Here is a 22,245-nt window from a genome sequence, read left to right as displayed (position 1 = left end):
GTTTTTGCTGCTTTCGCATGCGTTATCGTGAATTGTAGCTTACCACCCGGGGTTCTGCACCAGGTTGGGATTTACCTGCAGATTAGCTTCGGCAATAGGCCAGAAGTAATCGCGGGGTGCAATGAACTGCGGGCTGTATAGCAGCACGCGGCGGTTATAATCTTCGTAGGTAGATTGCTGGATATCCCATCCGTAAATAGCCTTGCTCAGCTCCAGCGGTGCGGTTTTCCAGCGGCGTACATCCCAGAAGCGGCTGCCTTCAAAGGCCATTTCGATATGGCGCTCCTGCTGGATGATTGCCCGGAGACCTTCTTTGGTAGTGAACTTGGATGGATTGGAAGAATAGGTTGTCCAGGAGCTTTCCACAGATTTCAGTCCTGCCCTTTCCCGGATGAGGTTCAGATAGCGCAGGGCTTCCGGACGGTTTCCTGTTTCATTCAAAGCCTCCGCATACAGCAGGTACAGATCGCCGAGGCGCATCACCGGCCAGGGATAGCTTTCTACGGTAAGGTTGGTTTTATCGAATACCAGGTTCCAGTTCACGATCTTTTTGGTATAGTAACCGGTAATGGAATAGATGCGGCTTTGTTTTTTACCGGAGTACTGATCCATTTTACTTTGCACGTTAAACGTTCCGTTGCGCATGAACCAGGTGGATCCGTCGAAAGCCAGATCGGCATAGAAGCGCGGTTCTCTCTCAAAGTGAAGCCCCACAGTTTTGTAGCCTTCCTGTATACCCGAATCTAAGCTGGTAGCGGTGCGCAGCTGGAAACGGCCGGCATGGTTCCAGGTTTTGTCTTCCGTAATAGGCACCCCGTTTTTGGTATAGAACATCTCCGCGATCTTCATGGGAGGTGCCAGTTTGGCCTTCAGGTTGATGTTGAAGTTGTTGGGATCCAGCTGGGGGCATGCATAGGTTTGCAGCCAGTAGGTGGGGGTGGCGCCTGCAGTATTACCCCAGATCAGCTCACTGTTCCATTTCTCACCAACCGCGTTGCGGATATTCAGTTCCACCTGCGTGAAGTGATCTACCTGCAGAATGGCGGAGTTGAAGTAATACAGCTTAACACCGTTGGAAGCGGCTGCATCGATGGCGGCTTTACAGGCTTCCGCAGCACGCACCCATTTCTGGTCGTCGTACTGAGGATTGAAAAGCACCTGGCCGTTGTTGTTCTTCATCCCGGTGAAATCGTTGTTGCCATTGAACAGCGGACTGGCCAATGTTACGAGCGCCCTGGCTTTGATAGCAAGTGCCGTTACTTTCGTAATGCGTCCCAGTTCAGTGGAAACACTTGTAATTTTGGAAGGCAATGCATCTTCTGCTGCAACTTCATCCAATACTTTCACGATGTAGTTTACGACAGAATCTACCGGCTGGCGGTAAACTTTCATAGCCTCCGGGGGAGCATCGATGGCGAGGTTCTTATCCACGATGGGAATAGGACCGTACATGCGGAAGAGGTACCAGTGAAAGTAAGCCTTCAGGAATTTAGCTTCCGCCTTCCAGCGGGCTTTTTCATAAGGCTGCAGTTCAAGCACACGGTCTATATTCTCCAGGAAAATATTACATACCCTAATGCCCTGCCAGAGCGATTTCTGATCATATCCATCCCAATAGTTCATATATGGGTTGGCTTTGTTTTGTACACCGCGGGCAATATAATAGGGATCGAGTGCAATGAAATCCTGCTGCATGGGCCAGTACGTCCAGGCTTCATCACCACTGTTAAAACCGGGGTTGATATCCGGATGCCCTTCTTTGGGAAGATAGGCGTAGCAGGTGAACAGGTATTTTTCGGCTTCAAGGCGTGTGGCGAACGCGTGGTCGAGTGTGGGTACGTTGTCGGGCACAATGTCGAGGAACCCCTTCATGCAGGATCCCAGCATCACCGATACGCACAACAGCGCCATCGCAACCCGTGCCTTCATAACTCTAACTGACATGTAAATATGTTGTTACTGGTGATTGAAATGTTGATGTGTACAGGTTTACAGCTGCACGTTTACGCCAAAGTTGAACACACGCTGGATGGGATATCCCAATCCGTTTCCACCCTGTTCAGGATCCCAGAGTTTGAATGCGCTGATCACAAAAAGGTTGGTAGCGTTAACATACAGGCGCAGTCCGGCGATGCGGTATTTCTTCAACCCCTTGTCACCGATATTGTATCCCAGCTCCGCGCTCTTCATCCGGAGGAAAGCACCATTGCGCATCCACCAGCTGGAAAGCTTGTTGTTGTTCTCGTTCTGCGTAAGTCCCAGCCGTGGCCAGAAAGCGTAGATGTTGCGGTTATCTTCCGACCAGTGATCGTTCGCAATCACATCCAGCAGGCCATTCTCACTAGCCCCGTCAGCCACAAATGGAGAAATACCGGAAGGATCGATATACAGGGCAGACCGTGCAGAACCCTGGAAGAAGGTGCTGATATCGAAATTCTTATACCCTACCGAAAAGCCGAAACCGTAAATTACTTCAGGCGTTACCGGGAAGCCCAGGCCGTTTGCCATATCCAGATCGGTGATCTGCCCGTCGTTATTCAGATCTCTGTATTTAATATCACCGCCGCGTACTTCACCGAAATTCTGCCGCGGAGAGTTCTTCACATCTTCATCATCCACAAACAATCTTTCCGCAATCAGCCCGTACCGCTGCCCGATAGAATGCCCTACCCGCGACAGGTACTTCATGTTAGATGCATAATCAGGTTCTTCGTTCACCAATAACTCGCTGGCGGCATATGTGAAGGTTCCGCGTGCTTGCACCCATAATTTCCCGAAAGTCTTATTGTAGTCAGCAGCCAGGTCAAACCCGCGGCCTTCCGCCACACCTACGTTAGCACTTACCGGTGCGGTAAGACCCATGGTGTTAGGAACATAAGCGCGTGACATGAGGATGCTCGTGCGGCGTTCCTTATAGATATCCATTGTAAGGTTCAATGCATGCCAGAAACTGATATCCATCCCGAGGTTCGCCTTGTTCGCACGCTCCCAGGAGATCAGCTCGTTGGGATAGCGGGATATGGAAACACCCGGACGAGTATATGCATAATCTTCACCGAACCACGATTGCAGGCCGCCATCGTTCAGGTTAACGTTAGACAGGTAGAAGAAACGGTCTTCCGCCCTGCCGATCTGATCGTTACCCACGAGGCCGTAGGTAGCACGGAGTTTAAGTTTGGAAACGGTATTGGTGATGTCTTCAAAGAAATCTTCACTGCTCACATTCCAGGCAACGCCTACAGACGGGAAGAAGCCAAAGCGGTTCTTTCTTGCAAAACGCTCAGATCCATTATACCCGAAATTACCTTCCAGCATATAGCGGTCGTCGTACCCATAAGTAACACGGCCGGAGAGGCCCTGGTTACGGAAAGGCAGAGATTGCTGAAGGTCCGAAGACTGCCCGCTGATGTAATTCCTGCGGATGCCGATCAGCAATGCACCAATATTGTGTACTTTATTGAAGGTACGGTTATAATTCACGGCAGCCTCCGCATAACTGGTTGTTTCCACCAGTTTTTCTCCGGGGCTATAGCCGAGATATTCCGTGCCTGTTTTTTCATTCAGGATGGAAAGGGTATAGCCGGAACTGGCGTCCAGAGAAGGATTCGCGGCATAATAGAAAGGACTGTACCTACGGCTCATGGAGAACCGGGAGTAACGCTTGGTATATACCATCACACGGGCAGAGAGACCGGGCGTCAGGAAATTGAAATCCTGCTTCAGCTCCAGCTGCACATTGAGTGTTGAAGTATTATACTGCTGGAAGCCGGATACCATTTCTGCATATGGGTTCTTGAAAACCTCTCCCTCATTGCCTCTTGCCGCGTTACCAAACAGCGGGTGTTTGACGTTGGGAAGGTCTGAAGCAGGGAAAATAGCAGGGAACCGTACCGGGTTCGCTTTCAGCACGCTGTTGAAGATAGCGCTGCCACCGCCAACGGGGCCATTATAATCATCGAAGTTACCGGTGGTACGGATGATGGCTTCAGTAGTGTTGGTGAGTTTCAGGTTAACGTTGGAACGTACCTCGTAACTGCGCAATTTGATGTTGCTGTTGAAACCGCTGCCACGCTGTGTTTTGAGGATACCATTATCCTGGTTCATGGTGGCGCCAACATAATATTGAGCCTTGGGGCTGCCGCCGTTCAGGTTGATGTTGAGGCGCTGGTTGTTCGTATTCTTTTTGATGAGCTGGTCTATCCAGTTATTGTTGGGGTATAGGAGCGGATTATCGCCCGCCACAGTGTGATCGATCTTGTTCTGCGGATAGAGGAGCTTGCCGAGAGGGTCGCGGGTGAGCGATGCTTCGTTGGCCAGACGCATGTAGGTAATGTTATCCGCCAGTTTGAAGTTGCGGGTATTGGAGGCCATGGAGTTCTCGAAGCGGACGTTCATCCGTGTAGCTCCTGATTTACCGGATTTGGTATTCACGAGGATAACACCGTTGGCACCGCGTGCCCCATAGAGGGAAGAAGCTGCAGCATCTTTTAATACGGAGAAGCCTGCAATATCATCCGGCTGGAGGCGTGCCAGCTCCGTGGAGGTGGATTCCATACCATCAATTAAGATGAGAGGGTCCTGTTTACCCGAGCCGAAGGAGGTGATGCCCCTGATGAAGAAGGAGGCATTGTCTGCCCCGGGTTCACCGCTGCGCTGATAGGATACCATGCCCGAGATACGGCCTGCCAGCATGGTGGTCAGGTTACTGGTAGGGCCTTTTAGTTCCTTTGGATTGATGGTGGTGATGGAGCTCACCATGCTTTGTTTCTTCTGATGGCCATAAGCCACGATTACCACATCATCGAGGTCGTTTTTATCTTCCAGCAGCACTACGTTAATAGTACTGCGGCCATCCACGGCAACTTCCTGCTTCTGGAAACCAACGAATGAGAACACCAGTGTGTCTGTCGCGGATTTCAGCTGAAGTGTGTAATCACCTTCCGGGTTGGTGACGACGCCAGACTGGGTATTCTTGATGCGGATGTTTACGCCAGGGATGGCTTGTCCCTTCGTATCCAATACCCTGCCGGTAACCTTCTGTGCCTGTGCCAGGTTGATGTTGGCGATCAGGAGTAGTAACCAGCTAAAAAGGTACCGTTTTCTAAGTAGTAACAGCGATTTCTTCTTCATAGTGAACGGGAATGATGAATATGTTCTAATTGTGTGTACATATTTACAGAGAAAGCGCTGAATTCCAAACTTTTTATGGAGAAATATTTTAACGATTTCATAACGTTTTGATAATACACACTTTATACATACCTGTCAATTCCGTTGCATCATCTAAAACGCTACAGAAAATCGTTTTTGCTGAAGGATAAGGGGTTAAGGGTGCTTGGCATGGAATTATTGTATAATTTGCATGTAGGCATATATTGCTACATGTATGAACTTAGAAATTGACCATCAAAGCACGGTTCCCCTTCATATTCAGGCGGAAAACCTGCTGCGCGACCTGATTAAACAGCCTGAATATCAGGCAGGTAAACTGTTGCCCAACGAAGTGGAACTGGCCAAGCGCCTGGCTATTTCGCGCACAACGCTGCGCCAGGCAATTAATAAACTGGTGTATGAAGAGCTGCTGGTGCGCAAGAAGCGCCTCGGCACCAAAGTGGCACATCCCAAGATGAGCTCCAAATCCATGAACTGGCTCAGCTTTTCGCAGGAAATGCAGGCCCGCGACATTGCGATAAAGAACTATGAACTCCACATCAGCTGGGTGTTTCCGGATGAAAATGTGGCTAACTTCTTCGATATCAAGACCGACCGGAAAGTGATGAAACTCGAGCGCCTGCGTGGCAATACCCAGGAGCCGTTCGTATATTTTATCTCCTATTTCCATCCGCGGATTGGCCTCACCGGAGAGGAAGACTTTAAGAAACCACTCTATGAAATGCTGGAACAGGAGCACTTCGTGGTAGCGACCCTCTCAAAAGAAGAAATCAGCGCCAGGCTGGCCGATAAGCAGATTGCCAACAAGCTGGAAGTGGATGTGGACAGTGCCATCCTCCTCCGTAAACGCTTTGTTTTCGACCAGGGCGACCGCCCCATAGAATACAACCTCGGTTATTACAAAGCAGAAAGCTTCGTTTACACCGTAGAAAGCCGTCGTTCCTCCTGATATTTTTAAACCAGGCGTTCCTTGCTTGGTTTTTAATTAACCTTGGATTATGTTTGTACATTATAACATTGATATACGAACATGTCCACATCCTTTTCATCACAAACCCAATCGAGTCAGTTGCGGGCTACCGATCAATTCCTGGCCCCTAAAACCAAGGATACCCTGCAACATACCGGCTACGACATTTATCCCTGTTTCAGCGCGCAAGGCCCTGTTTTCTCCGGCTTCGACACCCTTCTCAGCAGGATACTTCAATACCAGAGCTATATTATCATTGATGGCTATGCAGGCGTTCAATGGGAAGCTTTCATCAGTCAGCTCAAAATCCAACTGGCACAGCAAAACATTTCCGCAAGTTTCGTGGATGTAAATACCGCCCTGCTCCCCCATTCGGGCCGCGATGCCCTCCTGGCAGACAGTATCGGGAACAGCGATCCGCTGTTCGGGAAAATATTCACCGGCAGCCTGTCAGATTTCTTTTCTCCCGAAAAGCTTGAAGCCTTACAACCCGCAAAAGGTACTCTGAACATCATTTACGGCTGTGGCGCCGCACTAAGCGGCTGGGAAGGCGCACTCCTGTATATAGACCTTCCTAAAAACGAGATACAATTCCGCTCACGCGCAGGCAAAGTGTGTAACCTCGGGCATACCACTCCCTCCGGTAATGCACGCCTCCAATACAAACAATTTTACTTTGCAGACTGGCCGGTACTCAACCGGCATAAAAAAGACATCCTGCCGCGGGTAAATCTGATCATCGACGAACAGCGCCCCGACGAGATAACCTGGTGCGAAGGCTCCACCCTGCGCAATACCCTCGCCACCATGTCCAAAAACATGTTTCGTGCAAGGCCATGGTTCGAACCTGGTGTATGGGGCGGCCACTGGATCAGGGAGAACATCGCTGAACTGAACCCCAATGTGGTGAATTATGCATGGTCGTTTGAACTGATTGCTCCTGAAAACGGCGTGCTCCTGGAACATGAAGGCCTCCTGCTGGAAGTTTCGCTCGATACCATGCTCATGCTGGACAATAAAGCCGTACTCGGTAAAGCCGCACAACGCTTCGGTACCAGCTTCCCCATCCGGTTCGATTTCCTCGACACCTTCAACGGCGGTAACCTTTCCATACAATGCCACCCCAGCGTACCCTACACCCAACAGCACTTCGGTGAACCTTTCACACAGGATGAAACCTATTACATCCTCGACAGTAAACCCGGTGCGGAAGTATATCTTGGTTTCCAGGAAAACATCGATGCGCAGGAATTCAGAAATGTACTGGAAGAAAGCGCGCTGCATAATACGCCTGTAGATATTGAAAAGTATGTACAGGTTTTCCCCTCACATAAACATGATTTGTTCCTTATCCCCAATGGTACGGTACACAGCTCAGGTAAAAACAACCTGGTACTGGAGATCAGCGCCACCCCTTACATTTTTACATTTAAGATGTACGACTGGCTACGGACAGACCTCAACGGCAAGCCCCGCACCCTCAACATTGCCCGTGCATTCGATAATCTTAAATTCAGCCGTAAAGGTGCCGTAGTGCAGGATACCCTGATCTCTGTGCCTGTTGTTATCGAACAGGGGGCCGACTGGCGCCTGCTGAACCTGCCCACCCACCCCGAACATTTCTATCGTATCGAGCGGGTAGAACTCAACAGCCGTGTTACGCTGGATACCCGGGGCCACTGTCATATTCTCAGTCTTGTAGAAGGCGGCCGCATCCGCGTCATTACAAACGGACTGGAACAAACCGTTCATTATGCCGAAACCTTTATTATCCCTGCTGCCGCCGGCCAATATACCCTCATCAATGAGGGAGAAGGGGAAGCAAAAGTGGTGCGGTCTTTTGTAAAAGACGACTGCTGCTAAACCGCATGCATACTCTCCGGACGCCATTCGGAATACTTCAAACCCTGTATTGCATTATCCTGAAAAGTGCAAAAGCCTCCACACCGGGGGCTTTTGCTTTTTGGGGCTTCCAGGTATCATAAAACAACAGTAGCCATATTCCAATTGCAGGAAGCATTTTACTCATGCAAATCCGCTATATTGCCAGCCGGAATTCAATTAGTCTCCTGGATTTATGTCTACTACCGGTTTACCTGAATTTTTGCTGGGCGGCGGCGAAATGGGTGCGCGTATCAGGGCCTTTAACTGGGCGGAAACTCCGCTTGGCCCCGTGAGCACCTGGCCCCAGAGTCTGAAAACATGTATCAGGATCATGCTTACTTCCCGACAGCCCATCTGGCTCGGTTGGGGGAAAGAACTCATTAAACTTTACAACGACCCTTATAAGGATATCGTCCGTGGTAAACACACCTGGGCATTGGGGCAACCCGCATCCGTAGTCTGGAAAGAAGTGTGGGAAGATATCGGCCCGATGCTGAAAAAGGTAATGGAGCAGGACGAAGGCATCTACGTGGAATCGCAGCTGCTTATCATGGAACGGAACGGTTACCCGGAAGAAACATATTACACCTTCTCCTACACACCTATACCGGGAGATGACGGCCGCACAGCCGGCATGATCTGCGCCAATACCGACGATACAGAACGGATCATCAGCGACCGTCACCTTAAAACACTCACACAGCTGGGAAAGGGACTGGCAGATTGTAAACAGGCACCGGAAGTAACCGAAAAAACAATTGCCTGCCTGCGTAATAACCGGCATGATTTTCCATTTGCACTCTTCTATACATTCAACAACGGTAAAGCCGTTCTCACTGAAACTTCTGACCCGGGGCTCAGCACCTTCCCTGTTTCCATTGATCTGGAAACCGGTTGTCCGTTTGCAGTGTTTTTGAAGACCGCTATGGAAAGCAGGAAGCTGCAGATACTGGAAAACGATCCTGCATTGTTTACCGGCATGCCGCAAGGAGCATGGAAGGTCACGGCAGATACTGCTATCATCCTCCCCATCATGCAGGCTACTTCGAATGATCCGTATGGGTTCCTTGTTTTTGGAAAGAACCCTTATTGCCTGGCAGATGAAAAGTATTGCAGTTTCTTTAACCTCCTGGCCGACCAGGTAGCTACCAGCTTCGCCAATGTAAACGCACTCGAACAGGAACGAAAAAGAATTGCTGCCCTTGCGGAAATCGACAGTGCCAAAACCACCTTCTTTTCCAACATCAGTCATGAATTCAGGACACCGCTTACCCTGCTGCTTGCACCAGTTGAGGAAACACTGAATGATCCGCAAACACCTCCGGAAGTAAGAACACGGATGGAACTCGCCTTCCGCAATGCACTGCGGATGCAGAAGCTGGTGAATACCCTGCTTGAATTTTCAAGGATAGAAGCCGGCAGAGTGGAAGGGAAATTTACCCGGGTCGATCTCGGTTCCCTCACTGCCAACCTCGCCAGTGTTTTCCGCTCTGCCATTGAAAAAGCAGGTATGCAGCTGGATATCATTCAGGGTAAAATAGAAGATGAAGTATATGTGGATATCGATATGTGGGAAAAGATCATTCTAAACCTCATATCTAATGCTATTAAGTACAGTGAACGCGGTAATATCACGATCGATATCCGGCAGGAGAACGGGCATGCCCATGTAGCCATTTCCGATAACGGCATCGGTATAGATGAAGATCAGCTCCAGAAAATATTCGAACGTTTCCACCGAATAGAAAGCACTGGCGGCCGGAGTATCGAAGGTACCGGCATCGGGCTTGCCATGGTGAAAGAACTCGTCAGATTACATCACGGCACCATACAGGCACATAGCCGCAAAGGAAGCGGGTCTACATTTACCGTTTCCATACCCCTGGGGAAAGCACATATATCGCCGCAAAGGATCGTTGAATCTGCTGCCAACAACTATGCAACCGGGCATTTCGCAGAATTTGTGTCGGAAGCCCTGAAGTGGATCCCTGATACCATTACGCCCTCTGCATCTGCACAAAATGGCGGAACTGCACTGGCAGAGATAGGGCAGGCGGAAGCAAAGCGAACCGTATTGCTGGCAGACGACAATACCGATTTACGGGATTACCTCCACCGGATACTGTCACAGCAATTCAGGGTTATAACTGCTACTGACGGGGAAGATGCTTACAGCAAAGCCCTTCAGCATAAGCCAGACCTGTTACTGTCCGACATCATGATGCCCAAACTGGATGGGCTGGGTTTACTGCGTAAAATCCGGGACCATCATCAGACACGTGATATACCTGTCATCCTCCTATCTGCAAGAGCAGGGGAAGAAGCTAAAATAGAAGGGATCGCTACCGGTGCAGATGATTACCTGATCAAACCATTTTCTGCCAAAGAAGTGGTTGCCAAAGTAGATGCCCATCTCAAAATAGCACTTAGCAGGCGGCAGGCGGAACAACACCTCCGCAGCTTCCTCATGCAGGCACCCGCTGCCATTGCCATCGTACATGGCCCGGAACATATCTATACACTTGCCAATGCACAGTTCCAGTCACTTTCCAACAAAACGGAAAATGAGCTCATCGGCCAATCCATCCGTCAGATCTGGCCGGAGATCGAAGGACAGGGCATCCTCCATATCCTGAACCATGTGTTTACTACCGGCCAACCCTATACTGCCATAGAGCTGCCCACCTCATTTAATAGCAGCAACGGAACAGTAACCGGCTATTATGATTACGTAGTACACCCCATCCTGAACAGTGAAGGGCATGTGGCCGACCTGATGATCTTTGCGCATGAAGTAACTGATAAAGTACTGGCACGCAAAACGGTGGAAGAAAGTGAACAAAACCTCCGGCAACTGGCGGATTCCATGCCGCAAATCGTATGGACTGCCCTGCCCGACGGCCGGATTGATTACTATAACAACCGCTTGTATGAATATGCCGGCTTCTCTGAAAATGATAATACAGCAGGATGGCTCCCCCTCCTCCACCCTGCCGACCGCCAGCATACGATCGACGCATGGGCTGCTGCCGTAGCTTCAGGTAATACATTCGAAACACAACACCGCCTGCGTGAGCATAGCGGCGAAGGCTACCGCTGGTTCCTGGCCAAAGCCCTGCCCATCAGGAATAATGAAGGCATCATCACGAAATGGATTGGCAGTACTACAGATATCGATGATCAGAAACGTTTTGAAGAAAAGCTGGAATCTACCGTGGAGAAAAGAACGCGGGAATTGCAGCGGTCTAACGAAGACCTCATGCATTTCGCGCACGTAGCGAGCCATGATCTCAAAGAGCCTGTACGCAAGATCAAAACATTCGAAAAAAGACTGCACGATGAATATGCCGAGCTGCTTCCGGAAAGAGGACAAACTTACATCCGGAAAGTATTAAAAGCTTCTGACAGGATGCTGTCCGTTATCGAGGGCATACTCCGTTACTCCGCCATCAGCGCTTCCGATCAGCCGTTTTCCCAAATAGATCTGAACGATCTTGTTGCCAACATACAAAGCGATCTGGAAGTACTGATCCAACAGAAAGGTGCAACCATCAAAACCGGTTCATTACCGGTAATAGAAGGCGAACCTATTCTCATACATCAGCTGCTTTATAATATCATCCAGAATGCCGTTAAGTTCTCACGGGAGCACGAGTCTTCTTCCGTATCGGTATCCGGCAGTTGCATTACTATTGATGACATTGAATATGCGCAGATTGTTGTGCAGGATAACGGAATCGGATTCGATGAGCAATATGCAGTAAGGATATTTGAAACCTTTGCCAGGCTGCATCCGGCAGACCGTTATGAAGGTACCGGCTTAGGATTGGCCCTTTGCAAGAAAATTGCCGAACGCCATGGAGGCTCCATCGTTGCCCGCAGTCAGGTAAACAGAGGAGCGGAATTTATCATAACATTACCCATCCACCATAAAAAAGAAAGCCTTTAAAAGCAAACATACTACTCTATGTATAAGCGAATCCTATTGGTAGACGATGATACAGACGATACTGAAATTTTTGAAGAAGCATTGGGAGAAATCAATCCCGGAATAACTTTTTATAAAGCCGAAAACGGACAGGATGCATTCGATAAAATGATGCAGCAGGATACCGCACTTCCGGATCTCATTTTCCTGGATGTGAATATGCCCGGCATGAACGGCTGGCAGTTCCTTTCGCTCATAAAACAGGATGCAGGTTATAAAGACATTCCGGTGCTCATGTATTCTACTTCATCGGCCAAACGCGACATCGATCAGGCGGAGCAACTGGGTGCCACCGGGTTTCTCATAAAACCGGCAGACTATATCGGGTTGAAGAAAGCACTGGTGCTGTTACTGGAGCAAACCACCCAGGAAGGATTACAAAAATCCGCAGAACTTATCAGGAAGTCGGAAGGGTATTGATCTTACTGATTTCCCAATTAACAACAAACCTCCGGTATTGCCCGGAGGTTTGTTGTTATATTTCATTCGCACTACCTGCGCAACACCGTCACCTTCAGAAAAGTAGCGGGGATGAGGGTAGCCGAATCACTGCCGCTTTTATTCTGGCTTACAAACAATGTTTCCAGTTCCTGCTGCAGTTCTTCAGCTTTGCCATTCTTTTCAGCGGCTTCAAATGCATTCATGGTTGGACCGTAAAACTTCCGGAACCGCTCTACAAACGCTGCCGGCGTACAGTTAAGCTCAAAATTGAAGGTTTCCTTTTCTAAGGTGATATCTTCTTTCGCTACGCCTGCATTGCCGAATCTCTCGATCACATGACTGTCTACCCCCCAAAGCATAGGACTGATGAAGCCTTCAGGCGGAGGAGGTGTATATGCTGAACTGATCTTCAGTATCTGTGCAACCAGTGTGGGATCTCCGGGTATCCAGTTACCCATAACGATCCTGCCGCCTGGTTTAGTAACTCGAACCAGCTCACTGGCCACTTCCATGGGTTTGGGAGCAAACATAGCACCGAAGATGCTGACGGAGAGATCGAATGTTTCATCCTGCAGGTCTTTCAGATCAGTGGCATCGCCTTCCTGAAAGGTGCAATTACTTAAGTTTTCTGCTGCCGCCCGCTGCTGGCCTGCAGCCACCAGGTTACTGGCGATATCCACGCCCGTTACATCCGCACCAAGCCTGGCGGAAGGAATGGCTGTGGTGCCGTCGCCACAGCCGAGGTCCAGTACTTTCATTCCATTGGTAATTCCGAGTTTGGAAACGAGGGCAGTACCGCTGTCGCGCATACTTTCCGCCAGTTTAGTAAAGTCGCCTTTTTCCCAGAGCGCTTTGTTTGGATTCATAGTAATTGAATTTTAACATGAAATAATACCTAAAGCTGCCATTGGCGCATATTCAGGATACTTTGGGGTTATCCGGGGCATCCGGCTGCAGGGAGTTTGCAGGGAATGCTTTACCGGGAAAAAATTGGAGCATTGATTATTTTGCAATGTTAGTAAATCCCGGAATTGTTGAAATGAATGACCAGTTCAATTGGTTGACTTTACAGGCCAGGCGGCGGTTTTTATTGAAAACCCGGTTCTCTGCTGTTGAACCGCAGCAATACTGCATCCTCACTCCCCGAAATACAGCACATCCCTCCATGCATTCACGATATACCGTCACTAAAAAGAAGTAAACCCCTCCTACAGCATTGATTATCAAACATCAGGTAAATGGGCCTGCCACTTGCAAAGCTGTTATGCACATGCTGCACGAAACCTCGTTTTCTACACTTTTCAATAATCATCGTATGACTGTAATCAAAAAAATCGTGGCTGCTACTGCAATAACAGCGGCCCACTCAGCACCTGGCGCTGCCAATGCACAATCGGCTACCATGCCTAAAGGCGTTAAAAACATTGTGCTGGTACATGGCGCCTTTGCAGATGGCTCCAGCTGGTCGAAAGTAATCCCCCGCCTGCAGGCTGGCGGCATGAACGTGATCGCTGTCCAGAACCCGCTTGTATCCCTCGAAGAAGATGTGGCCGCTACAAAAAGAGCCATCGCCATCCTCGAAGGACCGGTATTGCTCGTTGGCCATTCCTATGGTGGCATCGTGATCTCAGAAGCGGGTAATGATCCTAAAGTGGCAGGACTGGTATATGTGTGTGCCCTGATCCCGAACGACGGGCAATCGGTTCAGGACGTGGTATCGGCCTTCCCTCCTGCACCCGGCAGTGCAGAATTCAGGCAGGATGCTTCCGGATTCCTGAGTTTATCTGCAAAAGGTATCCATTCACATTTCGCGCAGGATCTGCCGGCTGCGGAAAGAAATGTAATGGTGGCTACACAAACACCCTGGGCTGCACAGGCCACCATGACCAAAGTTGCTTCCCCGGCATGGAAAATGAAACCATCGTGGTGCATCATTGGTACGGAAGATCATATGGTCCCCCCCCAACTGGCGAGGGCCGAAGCGAAAATGATCAAAGCAAAAACCATTGAGCTAACATCCAGCCACGTACCCATGATCTCCCAACCGGAGAAAGTGGCGGAAGTTATCCTGAAAGCCGCACGGGAACTATAGCCTTTGCTGGTAAAAATGCAGGGAAAGCCGGAACCAGGGTGTTTCGGCTTTTTTATTTCCGGGGGTAGGTGCCACCACTATATTTCGTTAATACACGCTGAATACAGTGACAGAATTGTTAATGGAAAAACTTAATCGACTGATTACCTGTTAATTGATGCAATGGCACTTCGCTTGCAAAATACTTTGGCACAAATGGAATTATTCACCATTGCCTTAGAACAGGCATCATAAAACTATGATAATGAAGATAGTAGTCATTGGCGGGAGCGGCCTCATAGGCTCCAAGACAGTTGCTGCGCTCCGGCAGCAGGGGCACGAAGTAATTGCCGCATCGCCTGCATCGGGCATTAATACCATTACCGGTGAAGGCCTGGCAGAAGCACTAAAGGGCGCTGAGGTGGTGATAGACGTGGCCAATTCCCCTTCGTTCGAGGATAAGGCGGTGATGGATTTCTTTGAAACATCCGGCCGCAACCTGCTTTCCGCAGAAGCAAATGCTGGTGTGCAACACCACATTGCACTTTCCGTAGTGGGTACCGACCGCCTGCAGGATAGCGGTTACTTCCGCGCTAAGGCAGCCCAGGAAGCCCTTATTAAACAATCCGGCATCCCTTATTCCATCATACACTCCACCCAGTTTTTCGAGTTCCTGGGCGGCATTGCGGCATCTTCTGCCAAAGGGGAGTCTATCCATTTATCACCGGCACCGGTTCAACCCATTGCGTCCGACGATGTGGCTACCGCAGTAGCAAAGGTAGCCACCGGCGCTCCGGTAAACGGTACAGTGGAAATAGCGGGGCCTGAAAAAGTGAGTCTCGCTGCACTCGTATCCCGCTATCTCAGGGAAGTGAACGACCCACGCACTGTGGTATCCGATGTTACCGCACCTTACTTCGGTGCTGTACTCAATGATCAGTCGCTGGTACCTGGTGCAGATGCCCATATCGCGGCAACAGGTTTTGAAGCCTGGTTCGCCGGCAGACCAGTAAGCAGTTAATTATTCCGGCATGCCTGGCGCCATTTGTAACGAAGATGACGGGTGCCAGCTCGTTGTGGCTGTTGTAAACGGTATGCGCTTTCCACCCGTTCGCGCATAATTTGAACCCCAAACGCCGGCGCGGCTTCCGCGACATTCCGGTCAACAACGCAACGATACAAAGGCGCCTGGCATGCCTCCCTTTTTCATCCATCGTTTGTAACCCTCCCCCTCTTTTATTTATCAAACAATTTACAAACCATGTAAGAGCTCCTCTAGTGATCCACAGAGATTTCACCAGTGCTAACCCAACCCCTACCCCCGATCAGATGAAAGAAGCCCTCAAACCTTACCAGGAATGGGTGGCAGGCATTGCCGCACAGGACAGGCTGGTAGCGCCTCCCAAACGCTGGGATCTGGACGGCAGGGTTATCCGCCAGGAAAACAAACAGGAAAAAGTACTGAACGGCCCATATGCCGAAGGTAAAGCATCCATCGGCGGCCTCTTCCTCATCCGCGCCAATGATTACGATGATGCGGTTGAAATTGCAAAAGGCTGCCCCATTATCGAATACGGCGCCATTGTAGAAGTACGGATGGCAGTCCCCGTAACCTGATTTTAGATTGATATCCCTGCGTAAACAAAAGGCCGTCTCTCAAATGAGGACGGCCTTCTTGTTATCATAAGCAGTTTACGCTACAAAAGACTTTTGATATAAAACACCACCGGCATCGATGCAAAGGTCAGCGGAATAATGACTGCAAAAACCCAGGTACCGATAAACTTAATTACCGGCGTATACCGCCGGTGCGTGAGCCCTGTAGTTTGAAAAGCACTCTGAAAACCATGGTACATATGATACGCCACTGCCACCATGGCCACCAGGTACAGTAATACATACCACCACAGACTAAAGCTTTCCGAAACGATCACATAGAGGTCTTTTACCCGCACAACTTCTACCTGCTGTTCCATGAACACTGCATATTCAAATTCTGCGGATTCCGGTATATACACTGCAGAAGTTTGCTTCCCTGTCTGCAGATCTGTCCGGTATTCGCGGTAAGAGCCTTCGGTAAACTTGTAGCGGCCCCAGAAATTGGTCATATGGATGACAAGGAACAGAAAGATAATGCTCCCGAGGAATCCCATATTCAGGGATGCCCAGCTCACACGGGCCTTCGGAGTTACCGCATACTTCACTGGCCGGGCCTTCCGGTTCTTCAAGGTAAGGATGAGCGCATAAAACGCATGGATCAGGATTGATATATACAGCACATATCCGATAATTTCCACAGGCAGGAAATTGGTCATGAAATGAGCATAAATATTAAAGTTGTAACCTTCATCGCCGGCGAAAAGTGTGAGATTTCCCCCAAGATGCACAATGAGGAATAAACAGAGGAATAAGCCGGTAGAGGCCATCACGAGCTTCCTGCCCAGCGAGGAATGCAGCAGTTGTTTTACAGGTAACATAACAAATAGTATTCAGGCCCGGGAAGGCCCGGGCAAAAAATGTTACAATAATGTTGTTGGAATCTGATCCGTATGGCCGCCACCGGTTTACTGATCCCGGTGGCGGTAACATCCGGCATGTTATGCTGCTAACAGTTCAACTCCGGCAATCAGCCGAATTGTCCTACGCGGTAAGTACCCACGGCAGCCACATCGTGAAATGCGATGTTGAGGCGGTTCCAGGTATTGATCTGGGTAACCAGGAATGTGAGGTCTACCAGCTCTTCTTCCGTAAAATGCTCTCTTACGCGTACATAAATTTCATCCGGAACATTACATGCAGTAACCGCTTCGGCCCATGCAAGGGCAGCTCTTTCCCGGTCGGTAAAGAAAGGCGTTTCGCGCCAGCAGCTTACGCTGTATAAACGTTGCTCCGTTTCTCCATGGGCACGCGCCTCTTTCGAGTGCATATCAAGGCAATAAGCACAGCCGTTGATCTGCGACACCCGGAACTCTACCAGCTCCTGCAGCGTATGATCCAGCGGGGATTTCTTCAGGTAAGCACCGCCTGCAAAGAGCCCTTTCAAAGCGCCCTGCCCTTTCTCCATTAAATTAACTCTTGGTTCCATGTGATATATCATTTGATTTGTTACTAATGGAATAATGCCTGACTTTTCCCGGATTGGACATCCTGCCCAAAATATTTTTCAGAATTTATACAAGTATATCCCGTTGCGGCATTATTTCCGGGGGAAGGTCCTTCTCACCAAGCATTCCGCGCAGGTCGATTTCGATAACCCTGCAGATCTGGGAAATGGGGACATCGTTCGCACTCCCTTCAAACGGGTTTTCCGTACTTTCCCCCACCTGCACCAGCGAGGTATACATCCAGGAAATAATCACACTAAAAGGCACTGCCAGCCAAATCATATGCCCGCTCATGATTCCTGTAATATGATCATTCAGCTTATCGAACTCCTGCAACATGCCAAAGGGCAGCAGCAATACGAACATCCGCACAAAAATAGTACTGATAATGGCATACTGCCGGGGATATGGTGTGTCTTTCAGGGATTCGCACTGGCCCTGCAGGTTATAAAACCCGCCCAGCATACGCTGCAATTCCATGAACTGTGCGGGCACAATAGCCTGTGTGGCGAACACCTCCCTGATATCCCTGCTTTGCATGGCAATCAATTGCCCGGGTTTGTCCCGTGCAGCAGACAGCAGCTCCAGCTCTCCTTCCGGTATAAATTTCAGCATTTCGGATGTAAAATCGTGCTGCCGTTCCGGGATCGTGTAATAACGCAGGTATTCCGCGTTATGTGCACTGTCCGTCACTTCCCATATCCTGTTTTCCCGCAGCTGGTACCGCAGGGCGGTAAGCCAGGCAAAGTGGCGGTAGATCTGGCGCTTTGTCAGTGCAGGATCTTCAAAATAATCCCGGCAAACAATACCCCAGGTTTTACTGGCATTACTGATACTCGTCCATACCGTATGCCCATCCCAGGTGCGGCTATAGGTTTGGGTGTTTTTAAACCCTACGATGAATGCGGTAGCGGTTCCGAGTAGGGATACCACCGTCCACGGAACCGCCAGCCATTTCAGGCCTAAAACATGATACAACACTACCGGGATTATACCCAGTATAACCAGTACATAAAGCTTACGCCTTGTCCAGATGATGAAATCCCTCAGTTTATAAGACTTTCCGATGTGCATATGTTACCAGGGCTCAGCGTGTAAAAAACTGGTTCATGTCATCTTCGGCATCGTCTGTCCGGATCATATCATCGAGGTACTCAGCTCCCAGGGTTACATCTTTTTCCGGCTCAGGATGGGCGGGCATATCGTCTGGAATACCGGAAGTATAGCTGACACTGCCGGGAAAGAGAAAGTGGAAAAAGAAAGATAATGGTCTCATGGTAATGGATTTAACGGTTGCCTGCAACGGGATTGTTGCGGAAAAGGGTTGTCAACCCACATGCCACAGGGATAACAAACTGACAACCAGTTAAATACCAAAATCAGGAAACACGAAATATCGCCAGTACGCGGGGGATTCCCCGGAATAACGTAACAGGGTTACATACAACCCTTTATCAGCTGCAGGCAATAAGTGGCAGCAGGCTTTGTAGCGCCAAATACCACCATGGTATGTGCCATGCCGGCAAAGCGTACTGCCTGAACGGGTACACCTGCCGAATGAAGCGCAGCGGCATAGGCCTCCCCTTCATCGCGCAGGGGATCATATTCGGAAGTGATGACCAGTGCCGGCGGGAGGCCACGGAGGTCTGGAGCACTGAGGGGAGATGCATAGCTGCCTGCAGCATCGGAAGGGTCACGGAAATACTTCCCTTCGAAGTAATCCATGGCTGTGCGGGTTAGGCCATAACCTTCTGCATATTTACTGATGGAAGGGAAATGCTGACGGTGGGTAACACGGGCGTTAATCAATATCTGCCGGTAAATGGGTAAACGTGCCCCGTGTAAGTTGCGTAATGCCAGTCCTGCAGCGAGGTTGCCCCCGGCACTGTCGCCCGCGATGGAAATGCGCTTTGGATCGAAACCATACTTACCTGCTTTATCATACATCCATTGCAGGGCGGCCACGGCATCGCTTAATCCTGCCGGGTACGGAGCTTCCGGAGCACGGCGGTAATCAACACCTGCTACGGCTGCATGGGCATGGTAAGCGATGTTTTTCATTACTCGGAGGTAGCTGGAGCTGTCTGTCAGCATACCACCGCCCCCATGGAAATACAATACCGCAGGTAAAACCTCATCGGTATCCGGCCGTACGATGCGCATTCCTATTTCCCCGCCTTCCCCATTCATCTTCTGATAACGGTGCCGGAAAGTACCCTTATACAACCGGTGTGTCATGAACCGGGTGGCGAGGTGTACCATGGCACGCATTACCGGCACAGGCATCTTTACATTAAAGTTGCCCTGTCTTTTGAATTGCTGCATCAGTGCAGCATCAGGAGGCAGGGAAATAACCCCTTCGGGCCAGGTTTCCACGCGGAATTTTGTATCCATGTATTTGAGGGGTATTTTCAGATCCTAAAGTTGAACAATACATCCGGCAATCAGGTGATGAGTACTGCTCAAATGTCGATACCCGTTTACTTAATGTGCGGGCTGAACGTTGAAGTGCTCTATGCAACAAACCCAATATTCACTACCTTCGCGCTTTCCAAATGAAGGATGGTCAAGCTTATCAAACAATATAACGACAACCCGGAGGCGCAGGAAGTGATACGCCTGATCACCTATACGCAGCAGTCCGTTTTCCTCACCGGTAAAGCCGGCACAGGTAAATCCACCCTGCTCCGCAATCTCATCGCACACATTCCTAAAAAGTACATCGTACTCGCCTCTACCGGCGTGGCAGCTCTCAATGTGGGCGGCCAAACCATCCATTCCTTTTTCCTCATAGAGCCGCGGCCTTACCTTCCGGGAGACAAAGGTGCGGCTGATCTGAATGAAGAAAAAACTGAACTGCTGAGGCAGGTGGATATGATTATCATCGACGAGATATCGATGGTACGCTGCGACCTTATGCAGGCCATAGACCTTACCCTTCGTAAAAACCTCAGTACCAATCTGCCCTTCGGCGGAAAGCAATTACTCCTTATAGGCGACCTGCTACAGTTACCGCCCGTGATCGACAATAAACGCGCCGGTGAAGTGGAGATCATTGCCAACAACTACACTACCCCCTATTTCTTCAGCGCCAAAAGCTTCGAGCATGGATTTGGCATGCAGATTATTGAGCTGAAGAAAGTATACCGCCAGCCCGACCCTTCGTTTGTACAGGTGCTGAACGCCGTGCGCGATAACACCGTACAGCCACATCACCTAGCAGTTCTCAACACCCGTCATGAGCCGGAGTATGAACCTTCCGGCGAAGATCTGGAACTGATGCTCTGCACCACCAATGCCATTGCAGACAGCGTTAATGAGCAACGCCTGGCTGCGCTCGAAGGTGATGCCAGCTCCTATAGCGCACTGCTGACGGGAGACTTTGCCGATAGCGCCCGCCAGCACAACAAAATGCCGGCAGATGTAGAACTACAGCTGAAGAAAGGCGCACAGGTTATGTTTATTAAAAACGACCAAAGCAGGCGCTGGGTGAACGGCACACTGGGTAAAATCACCCAGCTGAATGAAGAGTATGTGGAAGTAGAACTGGAACAGGGTGCCGTAAAGCACCGGGTCGATAAAGCCGAGTGGGAAAATATAGAGTACAAATGGAACCGGCAGAAAGAAGAGATCGAAAAGATCGTTACCGGCAGCTTCAGACAACTACCGCTGAAACTGGCCTGGGCAGTTACCATCCATAAAAGCCAGGGACAAACCTTCCAGAAAGTAATCATCGACCTGGGCAAAGGCGCCTTTGCAACCGGACAAACCTATGTAGCCCTTAGCCGCTGTACCAGTCTCGAAGGCATCCGGCTTAAGAAAAAAGTAATGCTCCGCGATATCAGTTACGATTCACGCATTGAATTCTATCTCCACCAACGAATGGGCCCCCATATGGAAGCGCTGAAGCAGCGTGCTATTGCAGAAGGCATCCGGGAACGGCTGGAAGCCATTAAAGCCGGAGAATCCGTGGAGGAGGAAGAACGCATCGCTTTACTGGAAGAATTCGCATTGTTTAAGCAATTCTGCTAACCACTTCCCCCCATATTCCAACTTCCCGCTCTATACCCTCATTTCCCTTCTCTGAAAAAAATCCCCAACATTACTTTGTAATTCAAAGTGAATTACGTTAACTTTGGATTACAAAGTACTTTTACAACAACAGTACCTGACTGCACAACACTAAATTTCAATCAGTTATGAACTATATGAATTCATCTTACCAGCACTCCTTCTTTACTACCACCCTGCTAAAGCGAATGCTCATCGGTGGAGCCATAGGGCTAACGATGATGATGATCTTTCTTTCGGGGGTAGATGAACCGGATCCTTCCTGGCCCCAATACTGGATGGTACGCCCATTGGTAGTAATCGCATTTGCCGGAGCTGCAGGTGGTGCTTTCTTTCACCTGATGAGCCCTTTTCGCCTCAAAGGAGGATGGAAGAAAATCACAGCGCTTTTCCTGAGCCTCCTGGTTTTCATCTTCTGCCTGTGGATCGGGTCTGTTTTGGGCCTCGACGGTACTTTATGGGACTAATCCTGCTCTTTCCTTCCGCCATTCGGAAAAGCCGGTAATCTCTCATCTTTTACATGTAAATTCATACCATATCCCCT

General features: G+C 49.7%; 17 protein-coding genes. 9 read left to right on the top strand and 8 right to left on the bottom strand.

Annotation, left to right across the window (positions count from 1 at the left end):
* Positions 1-39 precede the first annotated feature (39 nt).
* Together DEV76_RS14850 and DEV76_RS14845 are read right to left on the bottom strand one after the other, a co-directional pair.
* The gene (locus tag DEV76_RS14850; RefSeq protein WP_232826957.1) at positions 40-1,944 is read right to left on the bottom strand and encodes a RagB/SusD family nutrient uptake outer membrane protein; all 1,905 of its coding nucleotides are present in this window, start codon (positions 1,942-1,944) and stop codon (positions 40-42) included.
* Between the two features lie 45 nt (positions 1,945-1,989).
* Positions 1,990-5,130, bottom strand: a complete 3,141-nt coding sequence (locus DEV76_RS14845) for a SusC/RagA family TonB-linked outer membrane protein (RefSeq protein WP_109698708.1) — start codon at positions 5,128-5,130, stop codon at positions 1,990-1,992.
* A 256-nt stretch (positions 5,131-5,386) separates the two neighbouring features.
* Between DEV76_RS14845 and DEV76_RS14840 the strand changes: the two genes are divergently transcribed.
* The 4 genes from DEV76_RS14840 to DEV76_RS14825 all read left to right on the top strand — a co-directional run bounded on the left by DEV76_RS14840 (position 5,387) and on the right by DEV76_RS14825 (position 12,434).
* Positions 5,387-6,121 carry a GntR family transcriptional regulator gene (locus DEV76_RS14840; RefSeq protein WP_109698707.1) on the top strand — a complete coding sequence of 245 codons (735 nt, stop codon included), beginning with the start codon at positions 5,387-5,389 and terminating at the stop codon, positions 6,119-6,121.
* A gap of 81 nt (positions 6,122-6,202) precedes the next feature.
* Positions 6,203-8,005: a class I mannose-6-phosphate isomerase gene (locus DEV76_RS14835; RefSeq protein ID WP_198652078.1), complete on the top strand. Its 1,803-nt coding sequence runs from the start codon at positions 6,203-6,205 to the stop codon at positions 8,003-8,005.
* Positions 8,006-8,219: 214 nt separating this feature from the next.
* The gene (locus DEV76_RS14830) at positions 8,220-11,975 is read left to right on the top strand and encodes an ATP-binding protein (protein WP_109698706.1); all 3,756 of its coding nucleotides are present in this window, start codon (positions 8,220-8,222) and stop codon (positions 11,973-11,975) included.
* An 18-nt stretch (positions 11,976-11,993) separates the two neighbouring features.
* Entirely contained in the window at positions 11,994-12,434 is a 441-nt protein-coding gene (locus DEV76_RS14825; protein ID WP_109698705.1) for a response regulator, read from the top strand.
* Between the two features lie 71 nt (positions 12,435-12,505).
* On the opposite strand, the gene DEV76_RS14820 is transcribed toward DEV76_RS14825, so the two are convergent.
* A complete protein-coding gene (locus tag DEV76_RS14820) occupies positions 12,506-13,321 on the bottom strand; it encodes a class I SAM-dependent methyltransferase (protein ID WP_109698704.1) in 816 nt (271 codons plus the stop codon).
* Positions 13,322-13,770: 449 nt separating this feature from the next.
* Here DEV76_RS14820 and DEV76_RS14815 point away from each other — a divergent pair, with 449 nt between their 5' ends.
* From DEV76_RS14815 to DEV76_RS14805, 3 genes are all read left to right on the top strand, one after another.
* Positions 13,771-14,547: an alpha/beta fold hydrolase gene (locus DEV76_RS14815; RefSeq protein ID WP_109698703.1), complete on the top strand. Its 777-nt coding sequence runs from the start codon at positions 13,771-13,773 to the stop codon at positions 14,545-14,547.
* Between the two features lie 244 nt (positions 14,548-14,791).
* Positions 14,792-15,547, top strand: coding sequence for an SDR family oxidoreductase (locus DEV76_RS14810; RefSeq protein WP_109698702.1), 756 nt, complete (start codon positions 14,792-14,794; stop codon positions 15,545-15,547).
* Between the two features lie 257 nt (positions 15,548-15,804).
* Positions 15,805-16,143 carry a YciI family protein gene (locus DEV76_RS14805; RefSeq protein WP_232826956.1) on the top strand — a complete coding sequence of 113 codons (339 nt, stop codon included), beginning with the start codon at positions 15,805-15,807 and terminating at the stop codon, positions 16,141-16,143.
* A gap of 80 nt (positions 16,144-16,223) precedes the next feature.
* Here DEV76_RS14805 and DEV76_RS14800 read toward each other — a convergent pair whose 3' ends face one another.
* The 5 genes from DEV76_RS14800 to DEV76_RS14780 all read right to left on the bottom strand — a co-directional run bounded on the left by DEV76_RS14800 (position 16,224) and on the right by DEV76_RS14780 (position 20,024).
* Positions 16,224-17,003, bottom strand: a complete 780-nt coding sequence (locus tag DEV76_RS14800) for a succinate dehydrogenase cytochrome b subunit (protein WP_109698700.1) — start codon at positions 17,001-17,003, stop codon at positions 16,224-16,226.
* Positions 17,004-17,152: 149 nt separating this feature from the next.
* Positions 17,153-17,611, bottom strand: coding sequence for a carboxymuconolactone decarboxylase family protein (locus DEV76_RS14795; protein ID WP_109698699.1), 459 nt, complete (start codon positions 17,609-17,611; stop codon positions 17,153-17,155).
* 85 nt (positions 17,612-17,696) lie between these two features.
* Positions 17,697-18,704: a bestrophin family protein gene (locus DEV76_RS14790; RefSeq protein WP_109698698.1), complete on the bottom strand. Its 1,008-nt coding sequence runs from the start codon at positions 18,702-18,704 to the stop codon at positions 17,697-17,699.
* Between the two features lie 13 nt (positions 18,705-18,717).
* Positions 18,718-18,906, bottom strand: a complete 189-nt coding sequence (locus DEV76_RS14785) for a hypothetical protein (protein WP_157962904.1) — start codon at positions 18,904-18,906, stop codon at positions 18,718-18,720.
* A 161-nt stretch (positions 18,907-19,067) separates the two neighbouring features.
* Entirely contained in the window at positions 19,068-20,024 is a 957-nt protein-coding gene (locus DEV76_RS14780) for an alpha/beta hydrolase (protein WP_109698696.1), read from the bottom strand.
* Positions 20,025-20,192: 168 nt separating this feature from the next.
* On the opposite strand from DEV76_RS14780, the gene DEV76_RS14775 reads away from it, so the two are divergent.
* Both DEV76_RS14775 and DEV76_RS14770 read left to right on the top strand, forming a co-directional pair.
* Positions 20,193-21,662 (top strand): ATP-dependent DNA helicase, encoded by a 1,470-nt coding sequence (locus DEV76_RS14775; RefSeq protein ID WP_109698695.1) that lies wholly within the window; start codon positions 20,193-20,195, stop codon positions 21,660-21,662.
* A gap of 167 nt (positions 21,663-21,829) precedes the next feature.
* Positions 21,830-22,168 carry a hypothetical protein gene (locus DEV76_RS14770; protein WP_198652077.1) on the top strand — a complete coding sequence of 113 codons (339 nt, stop codon included), beginning with the start codon at positions 21,830-21,832 and terminating at the stop codon, positions 22,166-22,168.
* The last annotated feature ends 77 nt before the right edge of the window (positions 22,169-22,245 follow it).

The organism is Chitinophaga deserti, assembly GCF_003149455.1.
GTDB lineage: Bacteria > Bacteroidota > Bacteroidia > Chitinophagales > Chitinophagaceae > Chitinophaga > Chitinophaga deserti.
This window is presented reverse-complemented; position numbering and strand designations above follow the sequence as displayed.